We start from the raw sequence: 19,291 nt of genomic DNA, 5'->3' as shown, positions 1-19,291 counted from the left end.
TCGTTGCAGGGATCAGAGTTGGATCGGCGGACCTGCGACCATGGAGGCGAGGAATCCCCCGTCCACTTCGAGATTCTGCCCGTTCATCCAGCGGGCTTCGGGCGAGCCGAGGAACTCGATGGCGGGCACGATGTCGTCGACCTTGCCGTGTCGCCCGACGGCGGCGCGCACCATCTCGAGCGTGTCCTTGCCCATCGATTTCTCGAAATCGGTGAGAATCGGGGTCTCCACGGGGCCTGGGCTGACGGTGTTCACGCGGACCCCGTACTTCGTCCACGCCGGACCCGAGAGTCGCTTGGTGTAGATCAGCACCGCTTCTTTCGACGTGTTGTACACGGGATATCCAGGCTCTTGGCCGGCCAGCCAGCTGTCCACGGCTTCGGCGTCGGTGGCGGCGAGCAGGCCCTCCAGGTCGGCGAGACGTTGTACCCAGCCCATTCCCGCCGTCGATGCGACAGCGACGATGGCGCCGCCCGGATTGAACAGAGGCAACACGCCTTCGGCCATCAGTCGCATTCCGAGGTAGTTGATCCGCAGCACGTCGGCGTCGGCCGCGGTGCCCGGAACCCCCGCCACATGGGCCAGCACGTCCCAGCCGGAACCGATCGAGTCGACAAGTTCGCGGATCGATTCCGCGTCGCGGAGGTCGACCTGGCGATGTTCGGTTGCCGGAGTCTGATTTGGCTTGATGTCGACAGCCAAGACGTGATCGCCCCTGTCGTGGAACCTCGCCGCAGTGGCTGCCCCGATGCCGGAGCCTGCTCCTACGACGATGACCTTGCGTTGCGCTGATTTCATGATCTCTCCGTCTACTCGTGGACCGGATGAAGGGGTGATGGACGTTACGGTGAATCCGACTGTATGGGACTGCCGACTGTTTCGACAACCATCGAGTATGCACTATAGTATGGCTTACAGTAAGTTCCGCGGCCGTCCTATCGGCAAGGGCGCCAACAGGAGGATGCAGTGACCAACACGAAGCTGGTGTTCGACCCGTTCTCGCGGGAGTTCTTCGACGGTCCTTACGACATCTACCGTCGCATGCGGGAGGAGGCTCCGGTCTATTACAGCGAGGAGTACGACTTCTACGCCCTGAGCCGGCACGAGGACGTCGCTCCCGCGTATCGCGACTTCGACACGTACTCCTCGGCACGCGGGATCGACCTCGCGACGGTGCGAGAGGGTCAGATCCCACCGCACAAATCGATCATTGTCCTCGACCCGCCGGAGCACCGCCACATGCGCAGGCTGGTGAGCAAGGTGTTCACGCCCCGAGCCATCGCCGAGTTGCACGACATGGCAGCCGAGCAGATCGACCGCTTTCTGGCACAGGTGAACCCGGATGGTTTCGACATGGTCGCGGACTTCTCCGCGCTGTTCCCGATCGAGATCATCTCGCGCATGCTGGGCGTACCGGAGGAGTCGCGCACACAGGTCCGGTTGTGGACCGATGATCTGCTCCAACGCGAGGTGGGACAGATGGAGATGTCCGACGTCGGGTATAACGCGGTCGTCGAACTCGCGCGCTTCTACTATGGTCTGACCGCCCTGCGGCGCAAGGACCCGGTCGACGACATGATCAGCAAGCTGACCCAGGCGGAGATCGAACGCGATGACGACGAGCCGCCGACGTTGAGCAACATGGAGATCGCTATGTTCGCCTCCCTGTTGGGAGGCGCGGGTGCCGAGACCGTGGCCAAGCTGATCGGCGGTGCGCCGGTGACCTTCGCGCGCTTCCCGGATCAGTGGAAGAAGTTGCAGGAGGACCGCGGCAAGATCCCCGACGCGGTCGAGGAACTGCTCCGGTTCGAGTCGCCGAACCAATACAACGTCCGGTACTCGATGAAAGAGGTCACGCTGCACGGCGTGACGATTCCGGCGGGTAAACCGGTGTTCCTCATGCTGGGCTCGGCCAACCGCGACCCGGAAGCCTTCACCGATGCCGACACTTTCGACATCGACCGCGACAGGTCGGAGGCGCAGAACCTCGCATTCGGTCTCGGCATCCACAGCTGCCTCGGTGCAGCGCTGGCGCGCATGGAGAGCGCGATCGCGCTCGACCGAATCCTCGACTTCATGCCGGAGTTCGAGGTGGATGTCGAGAACTGCACCCGGGTGAACATGCAGAATGTGGCCGGCTACGAGCATGTGCCGGTGAGAGTTCGACGGTAGGCCAGAAGAGAAGAACGCAACAACAGAGGGCAGCCGACGTACCGGCTGCCCTCTGTGGACCCCGGTGGGGCTCCGTGTGCAAGGGGTCAGGTTGTGACGACGGTTGCCCCGGCCGTGCCCGGGGCGCCGTACAGCAGAGCGAAACCGGCCTTCGGCTCGCCCGCGACCTGGCGATCTCCGGCGGTACCACGAAGCTGGTGTACGAGTTCGTGCAGCTGTCGTAGACCGGAGGCGCCGATGGGCTCGCCGTTGGCGATCAGGCCACCATCTGTGTTGACCGGCATGGATCCCCCGATCTCGGTCGCGCCGTCGGCGATCAGCTTCTCCTGGTCGCCGTCGGCGCAGAAACCGGCTTCGGCCATGTGGATGACCTCGGCACCGGCGTCGGTGTCCTGGAGCTGGATGACGTCGATCTCCTCCGGTGAGACCCCTGCCGATTCGAATGCGGCTCGCGAGGCGAACACGGAGGGGGACGCGACCTCGTCGACCGGCGCGAATGTGGTATTCACCTCGTACGCCCCATACGTCCGTGTCCGGACCTCCACTGCACGCACGTAGACGGGCTTCGACGTGAACCGGTGGGCGATGTCGGCTCGGCACATGATCACCGCGGCAGCGCCCTCGTCCGGCGCGCAGAACATGTAGTGGGTCAACGGGTAATTGAGTATCGGGGCGTCGAGGATTTCCTGTTCGGATAACGGCTTGCGGCGGAACGCATTCGGGTTCAGTGCCCCGTTGCGATAGTTCTTGGCGGCAACTTTCGCCAGTGTCTCCCGCGAGATGTCGTGGTCGTTGAGGTAACGATTGGCTTTCATGCCGAAGAACTGGGTCGTCAGGTACTGGCCGTTCTCGCCATACCATTTGGGCATGCCGACGAGGGTCGGATCGACGGTGAAGGCGCCCCGTGGGTGCTTGTCGAGGCCGATTGCGATCCCGATGTCATGCTTGCCCAAACGGATCGAGTCAGCGCACGTCTCGGTGACGCTTGCCCCGGTGGCGCAGGCGTTGAAGACGTTCGTGAACGGGATACCTGTCAGCCCCATCAGACCGACGATCGCGTCCGGGTTGGCGACCTCCCAGCTACCGCCGACTGCGAACTGGATCTCCTTCCATTCGAGTCCGGCATCGGCGAGTGCGGCGCGAATGGCATCGGTCCCCATCTGCATGGCGGTCTTGCCCTCGAACCGGCCGAACGGGTGGATTCCGACTCCGATGATGGCTACGTCGTTCATGAGCTCACTCCTGTGCGTCGACTGGCTGGAAGGCGAAGGTGAGAACCTCATGGCCTTCGGGATCGGTACCGAGAGGGATCATCGTGAGCTCGACGTCCATCCCGAACTTCAGCTTGGCCGGGTCGTTCTCGGTGAGACGCGCCTCGACCCGGATGATGTCGCCGAGTTGCACGAGACCCACCCCGAATGGGGTGAAGGTCTTGGGGGACTCGTCACCCAGGTACGGCGCACCGGGGAGGAAGCCCTGGGTCGTCCACGCGACGACGGTTCCCCGACGTGGCAGTTCGACATCGTTCATGTCCGGCCGGCTGCACCGCGGGCAGAGGTCCTGTACCGGGAAAACTGTTGCGCTGCAGCTACTGCAGACGCTGCCGAGTAGGTGCGGGTCGGTCTCTGGCCAGGTCGCGATCTCTGGCGCGATCATTCGTTGCATCTGTTCTTCCTCACGGTTGTGGATTCCTGCTCCGCCGGTCGCTCAGTCGGTACCCGAACCGGCAGCCTGTTCGCGTGCCCAGCGGTAGTCCGCCTTGCCGACCGGACTCCGTTGGATGGCGGGGCGGAACAGAACGGTCTTGGGGAGCTTGTAACGCGCAATCGATTGGGCGGCATGGTCGATGAGTTGCTCTGCCGTCGCCGCGGCTCCGTCGGCCAACTCGACGATCGCCACCACCGCCTCGCCCCATGTCTCGCTCGGCCGACCGGCGACCAGCACATCGCCGACGGCGGGGTGCGATGCGAGCGCCATCTCCACTTCCTCGACGAAGATCTTCTCCCCACCTGAGTTGATCGTCACCGAGTCCCGGCCGAAGAGATGGATGGCGCCGTCCGCGAGGTGTTGTGCGCGGTCGCCGGGTAATGAGAACCGCTCTCCGGCCACGACCGGGAAGGTCCGCGCGGTCTTGTCCGGGTCGCCTTTGTACCCGAGGGGTACGAATCCCCGTTGCGCGAGCCATCCGAGGTCATCATGTCCGGGTTCGGCCACGGTATCGAGGTCCTCGGTGAGGACGCAGGTGTTGGAACCGGGGTTGAAGGTGCCCGTCGACACCGCACCCGTCGTCGAGATGTGCGTCATCTGGGCGCCGGTTTCCGACGACCCGACCCCGTCGATGACGATGGCGTTCGGCAGGATCGCGAGCAGCCGCTCTTTTACCGAGGGAGACAGGACCGCTCCGCCGTTGGCAATGACTGCAATGGACGAGATGTCGTGTCCGCCACGCTCGAACTCGGCGAGCAGGGGCCGAGCGATCGCGTCGCCGACGAGCATCAACACCATCGGCTTCTCCCGCTCGACGGTCTCGGCGACCGCGACTGCGTCGAGGCGATCGGCAACCGGTGACAGCACCACCGTCTGCCCGGAGGTCAACGCGATCATGATCGCCCATTGCGCAGCGCCGTGGATGAGCGGCGGTAGGACAAAGACCTTCAGTCCGCCACCGTCTTTCACCCGTGCGGTCACCTGTTCGAGCGAGGTCGTCACCTCTCCGGTGTAGACGTCACGACCGCCGCCGCCTGCCATGTAGATGTCGTGCTGGCGCCACAGCACGCCCTTGGGCATCCCCGTGGTTCCGCCGGTGTAAAGCACGTACAGGTCGTCGGGAGACGGTGTGACCGGCAGGGGATCCGGTGTGGTTGTCGCGATGACCTCTTCGTAGTCGACGGCACCGTCGAGAAGCGGATTGCCGGAATCGTCGGCGATCTGGATCAGCACCCGCAGATCTGGGAGCTCGGGCAACACCTCCGCGAGTTGTGGTGCGAAGGCTGCGTGGTACACCAACGCCGTCGCGCCGGAGTCCGACAGTAGGTACACCAGTTCGCTCTTGACATACCGGTAGTTGACATTGAATGGCGCGACACGGGCGCGGAACGCACCGAGCATGGTCTCGATGTACTCGTTGCCGTTGTGGGCGTAGATACCGAGAAGGTCCTGTCCGACCTCATGGCCGGCCAGATCCGCCCGTTCGGTGTGAGCGCCGAGCCCCTTGCTGTGCAGATACGCGGCCACGCGCTTGGAACGGTCCGCGACTTGACCGACGGTCAGGTGCCGATCGCGGAAGATGACGAGCTCGCGGTCAGGAGCCGCCGCGGCGACTGCGTCGGCCACCTCGGGAACCGTGAATTCGCGGGTCGCAGTGGCTGTCGGAGTGGTGGGTGTGGGCTCGGGCACGTCTGCTCCTCGGACTGTGGTCATCAGCTTTGCACGTTCATGCGGTCATAGTAACTGTAAGTAATTCGGCAAGACTTTCGATAGTGTTTGGAGGGAACTTCTGGCGGTGCTGGAGCGGTGGGTCACCGCCCTGACCACACCGGTGGCCGTCGCTCGGCGAAGGCTGTAGCGCCCTCGTGAGCGTCCTCACTCGTGAGGAGATTCTCGAGTTCGGTCCGGTCGATATCGCTGTGCAGCGTGTCGGCAGCGCCGGACCGGCGCATGTACTTCTTGGTGAAACGCACGGCGAGAGGGGCATTCGCAGCGACCGCGGCAGCCAGACGCTCCGCTTCGGAGATCGCGGCGGGCCCGGGCGTGATCCGGTTGACCAGACCCAGTTCGAACGCCCGAGCTGCGTCGATCGACGCTCCGGTCAACCCCATCTCCAGAGCGATCGCCATCGGGATGCGGGTGGGCAATCGGGTGATCCCACCGCCCGCCGCGACCAGGCCGCGCCGGACCTCGGGAAGGGCAAAGGTCGCGTGGTCGGCGGCGACCACCAGGTCGCTCGCCAGTACCAGCTCGAAACCCACCCCCAGGGCCCTGCCGTTGACCGCAGCCACCACGGGCTTGGGATAGTCGCGTGACAGGAGGACATCGAGCCCTGGTCCGTCCTGCTGGCGTGGGGTCGTTCCTCGCTCGGCGAAGGCGCGCAGATCCATTCCCGCGCAGAAGGACTTCTCGCCTGCAGCGGTGAGCACGATTGCTGCGACGCCATCGTCGAACTCGGCCTCGGTGAACACCCGGCCGAGGGCTCCCATGGCCGCGCCGTCGAGCGTGTTGTGACGGTCGGGGCGATTCAGTGTGACGGTGAGGACCGCGGAATGTTGGTCTACGAGTACGGACACGGGGTCTCCAAGATGTCAGGTGCTTCGGATGACCAATCGCCGGTGCGGGGATGTCACGCCGCCCCGCGCGGTGTCCTTGTCACCGCCGACGGCCCGATCAGTCGTTCGGCGTGATCCAGAATGCACTTCATCCCGAACTCGAAGTTGTGGTCATCGGGTGCCCCGCCCGTATACCCGAGCGCCGCCGCCTCGGCGAGAATGGGTGTCGATTCCGGTGAGATGGTGAGGTCTTCGTAGTACGTGCGAGCCGCGGGATCGGCCGCCTTGCCCTTCTCGTGGAGCCGGGTCAGCACGATCGAGCCATGGAGATGCAACTGCAGGGCGGAAAACGTCGCGAACGCGTCGTCCACGGTGAGGCCGGCATCGACGAGCCGTGCGACCAGCCCCTCGATGTGTTTCGCTCCGAGCTCGGAATACCGTGGGCTCAGCGTGGCTCGGATCAATATCAGGTCCACCAGAATCGGATTCCGCAGGAATGTTTGCCGCATCGTCCGGGCGTACTGTGTGAGGGATTCTCGCCAGTGGTCGGACTCGGTAATCGGTACCGCCAACAGATACTCGCGTAGCGCACGATCGGTCATCGCGTTCAGGAGGTCGTCCTTCTTGCGGAAGTACCAGTAGATGCTGGTGACCCCGACGCCGAGGTACTTGCCCAGCACCGGCATGCTCAGGTTGTCCACCGAGACCTGCTCGGCGAGTTCGAAGGCGCCGGCGATGATGTCGTCGGGATCGATCGACCCCCGTTCGCGCCGCTGCCGTTTACGCCCTGCGACCTTCTTGGCCATCGTCTCACCTCTCGTCGGCCTGCCGCCGCCAGGCGCTTTGGCTGCAGCAGGATCTGCATCGGCGACGTCCATATCCGTCCGGTCCAAGCCGGGACTATTACGGTAACCAATACCGTAAACGCACATGCCGAAACCGTGATCTCTCGGTTGTGGGAGCGGCCGAATCTGTTGCAGAACGCTCTACCGATAGGTATACAGTAGACGTATCAACGTCCCGATTTCGCAGCGAGGGAGGTGCAGCCGATGAACACGTCCGCACCCGCCGGACAGGAGCCGCGGTGAGTCTTGCGGAGGGCGAGACCGCCCGTGTGGGAGAGGTCGACGATAGCGCGGTTCTCTGTGAGATCACCTCCGGTGGCGTCGCAGTACTGTCACTCAACCGCCCGGAGCGGCTCAACACCTGGGCGGCCGACATCGCCACCGAGTTCTACGTTCGCATCGACCGTGCCGATGCGAATCCTGACGTCCGCGCCATCGTGATCACCGGACGCGGTCGAGCCTTCTGTGCCGGCGCAGACATGGGGTCGGTGAGCGGAGCGAACACGCTGGCCGATGGAGACCCGGTCGACGTCGGCGCGGTGATCGGTGACCGGCCGCCCCACTTCCTGATGGACCTCCGCAAGCCTGTGATCGCGGCCATCAACGGTGCCTGTGTGGGGATCGGATTCACACATGCACTGATGTGCGACGTACGATTCGCCGCCGCCGGAACCAAGTTCGCGGCGCCGTTCGCGCGCCGGGGCCTGATCGCCGAGCACGGGATCTCCTGGATCCTGCCCCGGGTCGCGGGTCCGGGCGTGGCACGCGAGTTGCTGTTGAGTGGACGCACTTTTCGGGCCGAGGAGGCGCGCGATCTCGGTCTCGTCACAGGGGTGGTTGCCTCGGAAGATCTTCTGGCCCAAGCGGTGTCCTATGCCGAGGGCCTCGCCGCGAACTGTTCGCCGGCTTCGTTGGCGCAGATCAAGGCTCAGCTCACCATCGACGCGGAGGGAGGGATGGACGAGGCGACCGCGCGTGCGGAGGAACTCATGGCCGAGTCTTTGGCCCGGCCCGATGTGATCGAAGGGATCACCGCGTTCCTCGAGAAGCGGCCCCCCCGGTTCCCGCCGTTGGCGTGAGTGCTGACGGCGACGGCGCTGACCACATCCACCCACCGACCGCAGACGATCCGCCCACCGGAGGACACCATGAACGAACTCGGATATCTCTCGATTGACGTCGACAATCACTACTACGAATCGCTTGATGCGTTCACCCGACACCTCCCCAAGGAGTTCCGGCAACGGGGTGTCCGGATGCTGCGGGACGGCAAGCACACCGTGGCCGTCATGGGGGAGCGGGTCAACCGGTTCATCCCTAATCCGACGTTCGATCCGATCATAGAGCCCGGCTGCCTCGATCTGATGTTCCGCGGTCAGATCCCTGACGGAGTCGACCCGGCGTCGTTGATGAAGGTCGAAGAACTTGGGCTCAGGCCCGAGTATCAGAACCGCGATGCCCGCATCAAGGTGCTCGAGAACCAGGAACTCGAGTCGATCTTCATGTTCCCGACATTCGGGTGCGGAGTGGAAGAGGCGCTGAAGAAGGACATCCCGGCCACGATGGCCTCGCTGCACGCGTTCAACCTCTGGCTCGACGAGGACTGGGGTTTCGATCGTCCGGACCACAGGATCTACACCGCCCCGATGATCTCGCTGGCCGATCCCGAAGCGGCGCTCGCCGAGGTGGACTTCGTTCTCGGTCGGGGTGCGAAGCTCGTCCACATGCGACCGGCACCTGTGCCCGGAACCTCCAAGCCGCGCTCGCTGGGCCATCCGAGTCACGACCCCGTGTGGGCACGGCTGGCCGAAGCCGGCGTCCCTGTCGCCTTCCATCTCGGTGACAGCGGCTATCTGCAGATCGCGGCGATGTGGGGCGGTAAAGAGAACTTCGAGGGTTTCGGGACGACCGACCCGTTCGACAAGGTCGTCGTCGACGACCGGGCAATACACGACACCATCGCCTCATTGATCGTCCACGGGGTGTTCGTCCGGCACCCGAAGCTGCGGGTGGCGAGCATCGAGAACGGTTCCGAGTGGGTTCACCGTCTCATCAAACGTCTGCACAAGCTCGCCAACCAGTACCCGAAGTCCTTCGCCGACAACCCGGTCGACGAACTCAAGGAGCATGTGTGGATCGCGCCCTACTACGAGGAGGACGTGAAGCATCTCGCGAACACCATCGGCACCGATCGCATCCTGTTCGGATCGGACTGGCCGCATGGTGAAGGTCTCGAGGACCCCACCTCCTACGTCAAGGACCTCGCCGGCCTCAGTAGTGATGCCGAGATCCGAAAGGTCATGCGCGAGAACGCGCTCGACCTTTTGGGAGTATCGGTGCACTCGGCCCGCTGACATCCACCCACCCGTATCCGGCCGGAGGACGGGGCCGGCCGGGTACGACTCGCCCGGCGTTCGCAGAGAATCGGAGTGTACATGCCGCGCAAAGTGATCGACTGTCTTGTCAACGTCCACTTCGGCGAGACGGAGCAACAACCAGGGTGGATGCTCGCAGTGCGAGACAACTACTTCAAGGGCGCCAAGTCGATGTTCGGAGCCGTCGACATGGCCGAACTGCTCGACGAGATGGACGAGCAGGGCGTTCGCCGGGCGATCCTGATGGACAATCTGACCTCACCTTCGGTCACCGCCCGCAAGTTCGTCGAAGCGCGTCCGGAACGGTTCTCGCTCGCCATGGGTGGGGTGAACCTGCTGCGTCCGGTGGCGTCGCTGCGTGAGTTGGCCGCAGTCGTCGATGATCTTCCGGTCTCCTACGCTGCCGTCGGCCCCAGCTTCTGGGGCGACGGGCAGTATCCGCCCACCGATGCCGTCTACTATCCGCTCTACGCCAAATGCGCCGAACTCGACCTTCCGCTGTGCGTCAACACAGGTATACCGGGACCGCCGATTCCCGGCGAGGTGCAGAACCCCATCCACCTCGACCGGGTCTGTGTCCGGTTCCCGGAACTGAAGCTCTGCATGATCCACGGCGCCGATCCCTGGTGGGACGTCGCCGTCCGGTTATTGCTCAAGTACCCGAACCTTCGGCTGATGACATCGGCATGGTCACCGAAGCGTCTGCCCGAGAGCCTGTTGCATTACATGCGCACCCGCGGACCGAAGAAGATCATCTTCGGGTCCGATTGGCCGGTGCTGGCCCAGCGAAGGGTGGTTCCCGAGGCGCAGGCGCTGGACCTGCCCGACGACGTCCTCGACGACTACCTCTACGGCAATGCTCAAGACTTCTTCTTCACCGAACAGGAGCTGTGACATGGATCGTTATGAATTGCGCAGGGAAGACTACAGCCTGTCGGCCGATCAGGCCGACCTGCAGACCGCCTATGCGAAGTTCTTCGCGACGTACTCGACCATCGAGGTCGTCCGGGCCGCCGAGGCGACCGGGATGGACGGGAAACTCTGGGAGCGGTTGTGTGACACCGGGGCCACCACGATGGCGCTGCCGACAGAGGTCGGCGGAGACGGCGCGACCTTGGTCGATCTGACCTTGGTGGCCGAGGAGATCGGGCGGTGGCTCGCCCCCGTGCCGTGGATCGATCACGTGAGCGCGGCCCGGCTCCTCGGTCGGCTCGGAGCGCTCACCTCGGACGACTCTCGGATGCAGGATTTCGTGACCGGTAAGGCCATCCTCGGATTCGATGCGCACCTCGACCGCAACTCCGGTACCCGACTGATCGGCGCCGGTGCGGTCGCCGACGCCGTGGTGCTGCGCGAGGGCGACGAGGTCGTCTTGCTGTTCCTCGCCGAGAAGCCTCCGAGGGTGGACAACCTCGCCCGGTTGCCGATGGCGTGGATCGAACCTTCGGCGGTCGCCGATCGGGTGATCCTCGGCAGTGGACCGGCGGCCCTCTCGGAGTACCAGCGTGCAGCTGATGAGTGGCGTCTGCTCACCGCGTCGGCGCTCGTCGGTCTGGTCGAGCAGACGATGCGGATCGCTTCGGAGTTCGCGACGAATCGATACACCTTCGGTGTCGCCATCTCGGCGTTGCAGGGGATCTCGCACCCGCTCGCCAACATGGCGATCTCCGTGGAGGGAGGCCGGGCCCTGGCACGCAAGGCGGCCTGGTTTCTCGACTACGAACCGGATGTGCGGCCCGAGCTGGCCGGCGCCGCTTTCGTCTTCATGAGCGAGGAGGCGTCGAAGGCGGCCACGATGGCGGTGCATGTCCAAGGCGGCCTCGGAGTGTCGAAGGAGGCGGCGGGGACGTCCTACCTGGTGCGTGCCCGGGGTTGGCCACTTGCCGGAGGCGACACGGCCGCGACAGCGAGTCACGTGGCCAGAAGCGTCGTCCGACGCGACGAGCCGGTCACTGCACTCGCCGAAGCAGCCGCGGTCTGAAGGGGAGGAACAGAACAGATGGACTTCTCACGAGTCGAGCTCAACGCAGATGAACAGGATTTCCTCGACGAGATCAGGGGGTTCCTCGACTCCCATGTCACTGACGATGTCCGTCGCCGGGACAGGGAGACCGGGGACAACTTCGACGAGGCCGTACACCTGGCGATGGGCGCGGCCGGATATCTGGAACGCGAGTACCGGACCGCGGACGATGGAGGGTTCGACCGTGTCCGCAGGCGTCTGTGGGCGCTGGAGCGGCGTCGGGCACATGTTCCTTGGGTGACCTGGGGCACCACGTCGATCGTGGCCCGATCGGTCGAGAACTACGGCTCCGCGGAACTGCGCGACGAAGTGCTGCCGAAGGTGTTCACCGGTGAGGTGCGTCTCTGTCTCGGGTACACCGAGCCGGACGGAGGTTCGGACGTGGCGACCTGTAAGACACGCGCGGTGCGCGAGGGGGATGACTGGGTGATCAACGGCTCCAAGATGTTCACCACGGGAGCACACAACTGCCAGTACACCTTTCTCATCACCAACACCGATCCTCACGCGAAGAAGCACAAGAGCCTGACGATGTTCCTGGTGCCGCTCGACTCCCCGGGGATCGAGATCCAGCCGTTGTGGACGGTAGACGGCGACCGGACCAACATCGTCTACTACAGCAATGTCCGGGTCTCGGACACGTATCGGCTCGGTGAGGTGAACGAGGGGTGGACCGTGCTGCGCGGCCCTCTGGACACCGAGCATGGTGTGTCGGCACCGAACTCCGATGGGCTCGATGATGTCTCGATCCTCCAGCACCAGGGCTCGTTCATGGCGACCACCATCGACAAGGTGGCCGAGCTGGTGACCGCCGCCGGCCCCGACAGCCGGCGGCGGATCGACGACGGCTCGGTGTCGCAACGCCTCGGACACAGCGTGGCCCGTGTCGAGGCCGCGTTGGCCACGCCCAACATGTACGGGCGCGTCGCCATCGCGCAGACGATGCGCGACGTCGCCCCGGAACTCATGGACATCGTCGGCTCGTCGTCGGTGCTGCCGACCGAGTCGCCGGGTGCGGGCGACGACGGCGCGAGTGAGTATCTGTTCCGCTGGGCGCCGCTGTGCGGGATCTACGGCGGCACGCTCGAGGTGTTCCGGAACATGATCGCCCAGCACGCGCTCGGACTCGGTCGTCCGAGTTATGCACGGGTGGCGCAGACGAAGTAGGCGACGTCCCTCCCGACGAGGTCCTGCCGGCACTTCCGGTGGGGCCTCGTCGCGCTGTCCGGGGCCTCATCGAGGGCGGGCGGTTGGTGTGCGTGACAAGAACGATGCATTCGCGAAAACGCTACTGAATGACCAACTATTGGATATACAGTGCTATCTACCGTGATCTAGATCACCCGCCGGTGTCGACGATGCGCGGTAGTCCGCTTTCTCTCGAAGGGTCCGACCCTGTGTCCGATCATTTGCAGTTCCTCCTACTCGGCCTCGGTGCGGGCGGCGTGTTCGCCGCACTCGCTCTTGCGCTCGTCATCGTCTACCGCAGCTCCGGGGTCATCAACTTCGCAACGGGCTCGATCGCACTGACCGGCGCATACATCTACGCGTTCCTGCGGGAGGGCGAACTGGTCCTGTTGATACCAGGGCTGCCCCAGTCCATCGACCTGGGTGGCGATCCCGGCTTCGTCATCGCCGCGGTGGCAGCTGTGGCCATCTGTGGGTTGCTCGGCCTGGCACTGTATCTGGTCGTCTTCCGCCCGCTACGCACGGCACCACCGGTGGCGCGCGCGGTGGCCTCGATCGGTGTGATGATCCTCTTCGCGGCGGCCACCGCCGCACAGGTCGGTGCCAATCCGGTCGGCGTCGACGCCATATTTCCCGTCGACATCTGGGAAATCGGGTCCATTCGAGTCCCGCAGGACCGGGTTTTGTTCGCGCTGACCATCGCCGTCATCGCCGTCGCCTTGGCGGGGGCATACCGCTTCACCCGCTTCGGTCTCCTCACCAGAGCCTCCGCCGAGACCGAGGAAGGTGCCTTCGTCAGCGGCCTGTCACCGGATCGAATCGCGGCGACCAACTGGATAATCGGCTCGGCCGTGGCGGGGCTTGCCGGGATCCTGATCTCCCCGATCGTGCCGCTCACACCGATGGCGTACACGCTGTTCGTGGTGCCGGCACTGGCGGCGGCGATCATCGGCAGGTTCTCGTCGATTCTCGCCGCCGCGGGTGCCGGACTCGCGATCGGGATGTTGCAGTCCGAGGCGACGTATCTTCCCCGCGTCTACGATTGGTTGCCCTCCACGGGCCTCGTCGAGTTGGTGCCGCTGGTGATCGTGCTGGTGGTTCTGGTGGCCTGGGCGCGACCGCTGCCGTCGCGAGGTTCGGTGATCGTCTCCGAATTGGGTACAGCACCGTCCCCGCGGCGGATCGTGCTCGGTTGTGCGGTCCCCTCCGTGCTCGTGATCGTCGTGCTGACCGTCGCCGACGGGGACTGGCGAGCAGCGGTCATCACCAGTCTCATCCTGGCTGTGATCGGTTTGTCCCAGGTCGTCGTCACCGGTTACGCCGGGCAGGTTTCGCTCGCGCAGTTGACGATTGCTGGGGCCGGCGCGTTCCTCGTCGGTCCGATCACCGCGGACTGGGGTGTGCCGTTCCCTCTTGCCCCGTTGCTCGCAGCTGTCATCGCGACCGTGATCGGTGTGGTCGTCGGGCTTCCCGCGCTGCGCGTCCGAGGGTTGATCGTGGCCGTCGTGACACTGACCATGGCCTACACGATCGAGGCGATCTGGTTTCGCAACGACGCGTTTGTCGGCGCCGCCGGTGTCGACGTCCCGGCGCCGGGTCTGTTCGGCCTCGACCTGGGGATCGGTTCGGGCGGCGCCTATCCGCGCGTGCAGTTCGGTCTGCTGTGCCTGGTCGTCGTGGTCGCCGTCGGCCTCGGCGTGGCGCTTCTGCGGCGGAGTCAACTGGGCACACAGATGCTGGCGGTCCGTGCCAACGAGCGTTCGGCCGCTGCCTCGGGTGTCGACGTGGTGCGGATCAAGCTGCTGGCGTTCGGGATCGGATCATTCATCGCCGGCCTGGGTGGGTGCTTGTTCGCCTACCAGCAGACCAACGTGTCATTCCAACCGTTCACAGTGATCCTCGGCGTCACATTCTTCGCGACGGTCTACCTCGCCGGAGTGACCTCCATCTCGGGCGGCGTCCTCAGTGGGCTGCTCGGTACCGGCGCGGTCTTCTATCTTGTTCTCGATCAGTTGTTCGGCGGCACTGAGTATTACCAGGTGATCGTGGGTCTCGCGCTGGTCGTGATGGTCTTGTTCAACCCTGAAGGGATCGTCGGCCCGGTGCACGCCGCGATGGCCCGCAGGCGCCGTCGCAACGGGACCGAACGGGGTATGGGCTCCGCGGTCGCGGAACCCGGGCAGCTGCGGGGTCCGCGCCCTGCCACGATGGGGGAGACGGTCCTGGCGCTGCAGAACGTCACCGTCCGCTACGGCGGAGTCGTGGCGGTGGACGACGTGACGATCTCGGTGCCCTCGGGGGCGATCGTCGGGCTGATCGGCCCCAACGGAGCGGGCAAAACCACTCTCATCGACGCGGTCAGCGGGTTTGTTCGCTCGTCCGGCGTCATCACACTCGGCGGCGACGATCTCGGTGGACAGCGGTCGCACCGTCGCATCCGCGCGGGACTCGGACGCACCTTCCAGGCGATCGAACTCTACGAAGACCTCAGTGTGCGGGAGAACCTCCTGGTCGGACTCTCCGGGCAGGGCGTGTCGGCCCTTGCACACGAGGCGGATCTGGACGAGGTCCTCGCGACCGTCGGACTCGCCGAGGTCGGCGAGATACCGGCAGGTGAACTGTCGCAGGGACAACGGCAACTGGTGTCCATCGCGCGGGCTCTGGCCGGTCGACCGAGGGTGTTGATGCTCGACGAACCCGCCGGTGGCCTGGATTCCGTCGAGAGCGCGTGGCTGGGGGAGCGACTCGAGCGCATCCGGGACACCGGCGTCACCATTCTGTTGGTCGAGCACGACATGAGTTTGGTGCTCGCCATCTGCGACCGCATCGAGGTGCTGAACTTCGGACGGATTCTCGCCGGTGGAACCCCTGCGCAGATCCGTGCGGACTCGGCGGTGGCCGACGCCTACCTCGGAGCCCACACCGACGACACGCCTCCCGAGGAAGCGAGTCCGCATCGACGACCGGCGGTCACGACCGAAGGGGTGATCGGATGAGTCTCACGGTGCGCGGGCTGGTTGCCGGACGTGCGAAGGTGCCCGTCGTGCGCGACCTCGACATCGATGCCCCCGACGGTACGGTGCTCGCGGTGCTGGGGCCCAACGGCGCAGGAAAATCCACGCTCATGCTGACCCTTGCCGGTTTGCTGCCGCGACTCGGCGGCGAGGTCGCTGTCGACGGGAATGCGTTGTCGAGCGGAAATCCTTTGCGCGCCAATAGGTCAGGTGTCGTTCTGGTACCTGACAACCGCGCGTTGTTCACCGGACTGACGGTTGCGGACAACGTCTCGATCGCCCGTCGGCGTGGCGGGATGTCCGATGCCGACGTACAAGAACTGTTCCCCGCCCTCGAAGCCCGCTGGAAAGGGGCGGCCGGTTCGCTGTCCGGTGGCGAGCAACAGATGCTGGCCGTCGCACGGGCACTCGTGCAGAAGCCGTCTGTTCTGTTGATCGACGAGCTGAGCATGGGGCTGGCGCCGGTGATCGTGGAATCCCTACTGCCGATGGTTCGTCGGATCGCCGACACCAGCGGCGCCACGGTCGTTCTGGTGGAGCAGCACGTGCGGCTCGCACTGGAGGTCGCCGACGATGCGCTTGTCCTGGTTCATGGGGAGGTCACCCTACGCGGGTCTGCCCGTGATCTGCGGCGGTATCCGGACCGACTTCGCCAGGCCTACTTCGGAGGTGAGCCCGCGCACGCAACGAGTTGACCACCGGCCTGCCCGGATCGATGGTCCACGCCGCCCGATCCGCTCGCGCCGTATTCCTCGGCGTCTGCCGATTCCACTCAGCATCAAGGAGATCATGACGTGAAGGCTTCACACCGGCGATGGGCACTGCTGCCCTGTGCCGCAATCGCGGTCGCGCTCGTTGCCGCGGGATGTTCCACCGACGAAGGCGACTCGGCGTCCGACGCCACGCCCGACGAATCCGTATTGGGCGCTACCAATCAGGCCACTGGGGAGCCGGTCCCGATCGTGTTCCAGACCACCGGCGAGCAGGGCATCGCCTATACGCAGGAGACGAAGGTGGCCGAGGCCACCGTCGCCTACATCAACGACCATCTGGGCGGGATCAACGGTCGACCGCTGGCATTGACCGTCTGTGAGGACAAGGCGCAGGTCAGTCTCGCCCGCGAATGTGCGAACGAGGCGGTCGCGTCCGACGCAGTGGCCGTCATCTCCGGCGACCCGTCGAATCCGGATACCACCACCGCGGTCACGTCTCCGGCCGGCATGCTCTTCTTGGACTCGTCCGGTGGGGGGCAGCCGACTCTCGGCTCCCCGCACACAGCAGTGCTGAACAACAGTTTGTCCGGGCTGGTGGGCGTTCCCGCTTACTACGCCAAGGAGAACGGCATCGACAAAGTGGCCATCCTGACCATGGACGCACCGATCGCGACCGGACCGATCAAGGCGATCGGTCCGATGGCATTCGGCAACGCGGGCGTGGAGATGGATCTGATCGCCGTGCCGCTGGGGACTCCGGACGTGACCCCGCAGATCCAGGCGGCTCTGGACAACGGTGACGGAATGTTCCACGTGCTCGGTAACGAGAGCTTCTGTGCCACCGCATTCAAGGCGATGCGCACGCTGAACGTCGACGCCCCGGTGACCACGGTCAGTCAGTGCATCGGCAACAGCGATGTGGCTTCCCAGATCCCGGGCGGTTACGAGGGGATCAAGGTGAGCCAGTCGCGCTCGCTCGATCCGGAAGCCGAGGAGACCAAGGTCTTCGAAGCCGTACTTGCAAAGTACGGGGCCGAAGGGGCCGAGGACGGTGCGGCCGCGTACCAGTCGCTGATCGCTTTCCAGCGTGCGCTCGAGGGGATGACGGGGGAAGTCGATCGTGGATCCGTCGCCGCGCAGGTGACCGGGATGCCCGAGCCGAAGGTCCTCCCGCTCAAGGCGGGCGGAGAATTCGAGTGTGGCAGCAGGCCGGTCGCGATCGCACCGAACATCTGCAGCGAGGCCTCGCTGCTGGGTACCGCAGAGGAGGACGGCACGGTCGTCGATGTGGAAACCATCGACATCGGACCGCTCTTCACGCCCCCCCGGGGCCTGAGGTAGGTGCCAGTCAGCCCCGGATCGATATCGATCCGGGGCTGACTGCTGTGGTCGATCTTCGTCAGAGGACGGCGCCCGAGACCTTCGCGGCGATGATGTCGTCCCAACTCATACCGAGCTCGGAGAGTATCTCCTCGGTGTGTTCGCCGTGTTCCGGTGACCGGGCGGAGCTCGCAGTCGCACCGTCGAACTGGATCGGAGCGGGCACGGTCCGGTAGATGTTGCCGTCTTGGTCGGAGACGCTCATGAGGTATCCGTTGGCGGCGGCCTGCGGGTCGTCGAGTACTTCCTCGGGAGTCTGGATGGTCTCCCACACACCCGGTTCGTCGGCGAGAATCTTCTGCCACTCCCCGAGATCGCGTTCGGCAAAGATCTCACGGAGGATCTTCGTTGCCTCGTCCCTGTTGCGCGTGAGGTTGGCCAGCGGAGTGAACCGCTCGTCGACACCCAGCTCCGGACGCCCGATGCGTTCGCAGAAACCCTTCCAGTACCTGTCCGCCTGGAGGAACATGAGCTGAACCCACCGCCCGTCGCGGGTCTTGTATCGGTTGACCGCCGGGTTCGGCGCCTCACCGAATGCATAGGGTGGAATACGCTCGATGCCGTGGTAGTCGGCGGCCGAGATGTCCGGGGCCATGGCCCACATGCCTTGGGCCAGCAACGATCCGTCCACGACGGCGGGGCGCCCGGTGCGTTCGCGTGCGAACAAGGCCGCAGCGATGCCGCCGGCCAGAGTGCTCCCGCCCTGCAGGTCCCCGAATGCGGGGCTCTGCGCAAACGGGAAGTCGGCGTTCGAGGGTGACAGACCCGCGGCCACGCCGGCACGGGCGGTGTACGACGAGCCGTCGAACCCGCCTTTGTCACGGTCCGGCCCCTGGGGACCCTGCCCGCTTCCGCGCGCAACGATCACGTCCGGGTTGTAGGAACGGATCTTCTCGATCGACAGTCCCGCTCGATCGAGTTGTCCCGGCAGCCAGTTGGTCAGAAAGACATCGGCCTTCGCGATCAGCTTGCCGAAGATCTCGAGGCCTTCTGCCGTCTTGATGTCCATGGCGATACTGCGCTTGCCGTGATTGCCGATCTCCATCATGAAGTTGGCCTTGACACGCGAATCGGCAGGGTCGAGGCCGCCGACCGTCAGGTAGCGGCATGGATCGCCGCCTTTCGTATCCTCGATCTTGACGACGTCTGCGCCCCAGTCGCGCAGAATCACCCCTGCGCTGGGCACATACGTCCATGACGCCAGCTCTACCACGACCACACCGCTGAGCAATTCGGGCATCGGTGCTCCCTCCACAAAGTTTGGCACTAGAGTGTGAGAGATATTACTGTAAGAATTACAGTTAGTCATCCGGTCCGGA

16 protein-coding genes are annotated in these 19,291 nt (G+C 64.9%); 9 read left to right on the top strand and 7 right to left on the bottom strand.

Features of this window, described 5'->3' with window-relative positions; genetic code table 11:
* Positions 1 to 12 precede the first annotated feature (12 nt).
* A complete protein-coding gene (locus VZC37_RS04630; protein ID WP_330431231.1) occupies positions 13 to 798 on the bottom strand; it encodes a coniferyl-alcohol dehydrogenase in 786 nt (261 codons plus the stop codon).
* 168 nt (positions 799 to 966) lie between these two features.
* Here VZC37_RS04630 and VZC37_RS04625 point away from each other — a divergent pair, with 168 nt between their 5' ends.
* The gene (locus VZC37_RS04625) at positions 967 to 2,172 is read left to right on the top strand and encodes a cytochrome P450 (RefSeq protein ID WP_330431230.1); all 1,206 of its coding nucleotides are present in this window, start codon (positions 967 to 969) and stop codon (positions 2,170 to 2,172) included.
* 86 nt (positions 2,173 to 2,258) lie between these two features.
* Here the strand turns inward: VZC37_RS04625 and VZC37_RS04620 are convergent, their stop codons facing one another.
* From VZC37_RS04620 to VZC37_RS04600, 5 genes are all read right to left on the bottom strand, one after another.
* Positions 2,259 to 3,404, bottom strand: coding sequence for a thiolase family protein (locus VZC37_RS04620; RefSeq protein ID WP_330431229.1), 1,146 nt, complete (start codon positions 3,402 to 3,404; stop codon positions 2,259 to 2,261).
* A 4-nt stretch (positions 3,405 to 3,408) separates the two neighbouring features.
* Positions 3,409 to 3,837 (bottom strand): Zn-ribbon domain-containing OB-fold protein, encoded by a 429-nt coding sequence (locus tag VZC37_RS04615; protein WP_330431228.1) that lies wholly within the window; start codon positions 3,835 to 3,837, stop codon positions 3,409 to 3,411.
* Positions 3,838 to 3,879: 42 nt separating this feature from the next.
* Positions 3,880 to 5,568, bottom strand: a complete 1,689-nt coding sequence (locus tag VZC37_RS04610; RefSeq protein WP_330431227.1) for an acyl-CoA synthetase — start codon at positions 5,566 to 5,568, stop codon at positions 3,880 to 3,882.
* Positions 5,569 to 5,690: 122 nt separating this feature from the next.
* Positions 5,691 to 6,455, bottom strand: a complete 765-nt coding sequence (locus tag VZC37_RS04605; RefSeq protein ID WP_330431226.1) for an enoyl-CoA hydratase-related protein — start codon at positions 6,453 to 6,455, stop codon at positions 5,691 to 5,693.
* Between the two features lie 53 nt (positions 6,456 to 6,508).
* The gene (locus VZC37_RS04600; protein WP_330431225.1) at positions 6,509 to 7,240 is read right to left on the bottom strand and encodes a TetR/AcrR family transcriptional regulator; all 732 of its coding nucleotides are present in this window, start codon (positions 7,238 to 7,240) and stop codon (positions 6,509 to 6,511) included.
* A gap of 278 nt (positions 7,241 to 7,518) precedes the next feature.
* On the opposite strand from VZC37_RS04600, the gene VZC37_RS04595 reads away from it, so the two are divergent.
* The 8 genes from VZC37_RS04595 to VZC37_RS04560 all read left to right on the top strand — a co-directional run bounded on the left by VZC37_RS04595 (position 7,519) and on the right by VZC37_RS04560 (position 17,933).
* Positions 7,519 to 8,358 (top strand): enoyl-CoA hydratase, encoded by an 840-nt coding sequence (locus tag VZC37_RS04595; RefSeq protein ID WP_330431224.1) that lies wholly within the window; start codon positions 7,519 to 7,521, stop codon positions 8,356 to 8,358.
* Between the two features lie 69 nt (positions 8,359 to 8,427).
* Positions 8,428 to 9,633 (top strand): amidohydrolase family protein, encoded by a 1,206-nt coding sequence (locus tag VZC37_RS04590; protein ID WP_330431223.1) that lies wholly within the window; start codon positions 8,428 to 8,430, stop codon positions 9,631 to 9,633.
* Between the two features lie 81 nt (positions 9,634 to 9,714).
* Entirely contained in the window at positions 9,715 to 10,548 is an 834-nt protein-coding gene (locus tag VZC37_RS04585; protein WP_330431222.1) for an amidohydrolase family protein, read from the top strand.
* Between the two features lies 1 nt (position 10,549).
* Positions 10,550 to 11,635: an acyl-CoA dehydrogenase family protein gene (locus VZC37_RS04580; protein ID WP_330431221.1), complete on the top strand. Its 1,086-nt coding sequence runs from the start codon at positions 10,550 to 10,552 to the stop codon at positions 11,633 to 11,635.
* 18 nt (positions 11,636 to 11,653) lie between these two features.
* Positions 11,654 to 12,844 carry an acyl-CoA dehydrogenase family protein gene (locus VZC37_RS04575; RefSeq protein ID WP_330431220.1) on the top strand — a complete coding sequence of 397 codons (1,191 nt, stop codon included), beginning with the start codon at positions 11,654 to 11,656 and terminating at the stop codon, positions 12,842 to 12,844.
* A gap of 230 nt (positions 12,845 to 13,074) precedes the next feature.
* On the top strand, positions 13,075 to 15,861 hold the full coding sequence (locus VZC37_RS04570) for a branched-chain amino acid ABC transporter permease/ATP-binding protein (RefSeq protein ID WP_330431219.1): 2,787 nt from the start codon (positions 13,075 to 13,077) through the stop codon (positions 15,859 to 15,861).
* Positions 15,858 to 16,574, top strand: a complete 717-nt coding sequence (locus VZC37_RS04565; protein ID WP_330431218.1) for an ABC transporter ATP-binding protein — start codon at positions 15,858 to 15,860, stop codon at positions 16,572 to 16,574. The genes VZC37_RS04570 and VZC37_RS04565 overlap by 4 nt, the downstream gene beginning before the upstream one ends.
* A 99-nt stretch (positions 16,575 to 16,673) precedes the next feature.
* Positions 16,674 to 17,933 (top strand): ABC transporter substrate-binding protein, encoded by a 1,260-nt coding sequence (locus VZC37_RS04560; protein WP_330431217.1) that lies wholly within the window; start codon positions 16,674 to 16,676, stop codon positions 17,931 to 17,933.
* A gap of 58 nt (positions 17,934 to 17,991) precedes the next feature.
* Here VZC37_RS04560 and VZC37_RS04555 read toward each other — a convergent pair whose 3' ends face one another.
* Positions 17,992 to 19,212 (bottom strand): CaiB/BaiF CoA transferase family protein, encoded by a 1,221-nt coding sequence (locus tag VZC37_RS04555; protein WP_330431216.1) that lies wholly within the window; start codon positions 19,210 to 19,212, stop codon positions 17,992 to 17,994.
* Between the last annotated feature and the right edge of the window lie 79 nt (positions 19,213 to 19,291).

This window comes from Gordonia sesuvii, assembly GCF_036350415.1.
Taxonomy (GTDB): Bacteria; Actinomycetota; Actinomycetes; order Mycobacteriales; family Mycobacteriaceae; genus Gordonia; species Gordonia sesuvii.
Note: the sequence above shows the minus strand (reverse complement) of the source record. Positions and strands in the feature narration are given on the sequence as shown.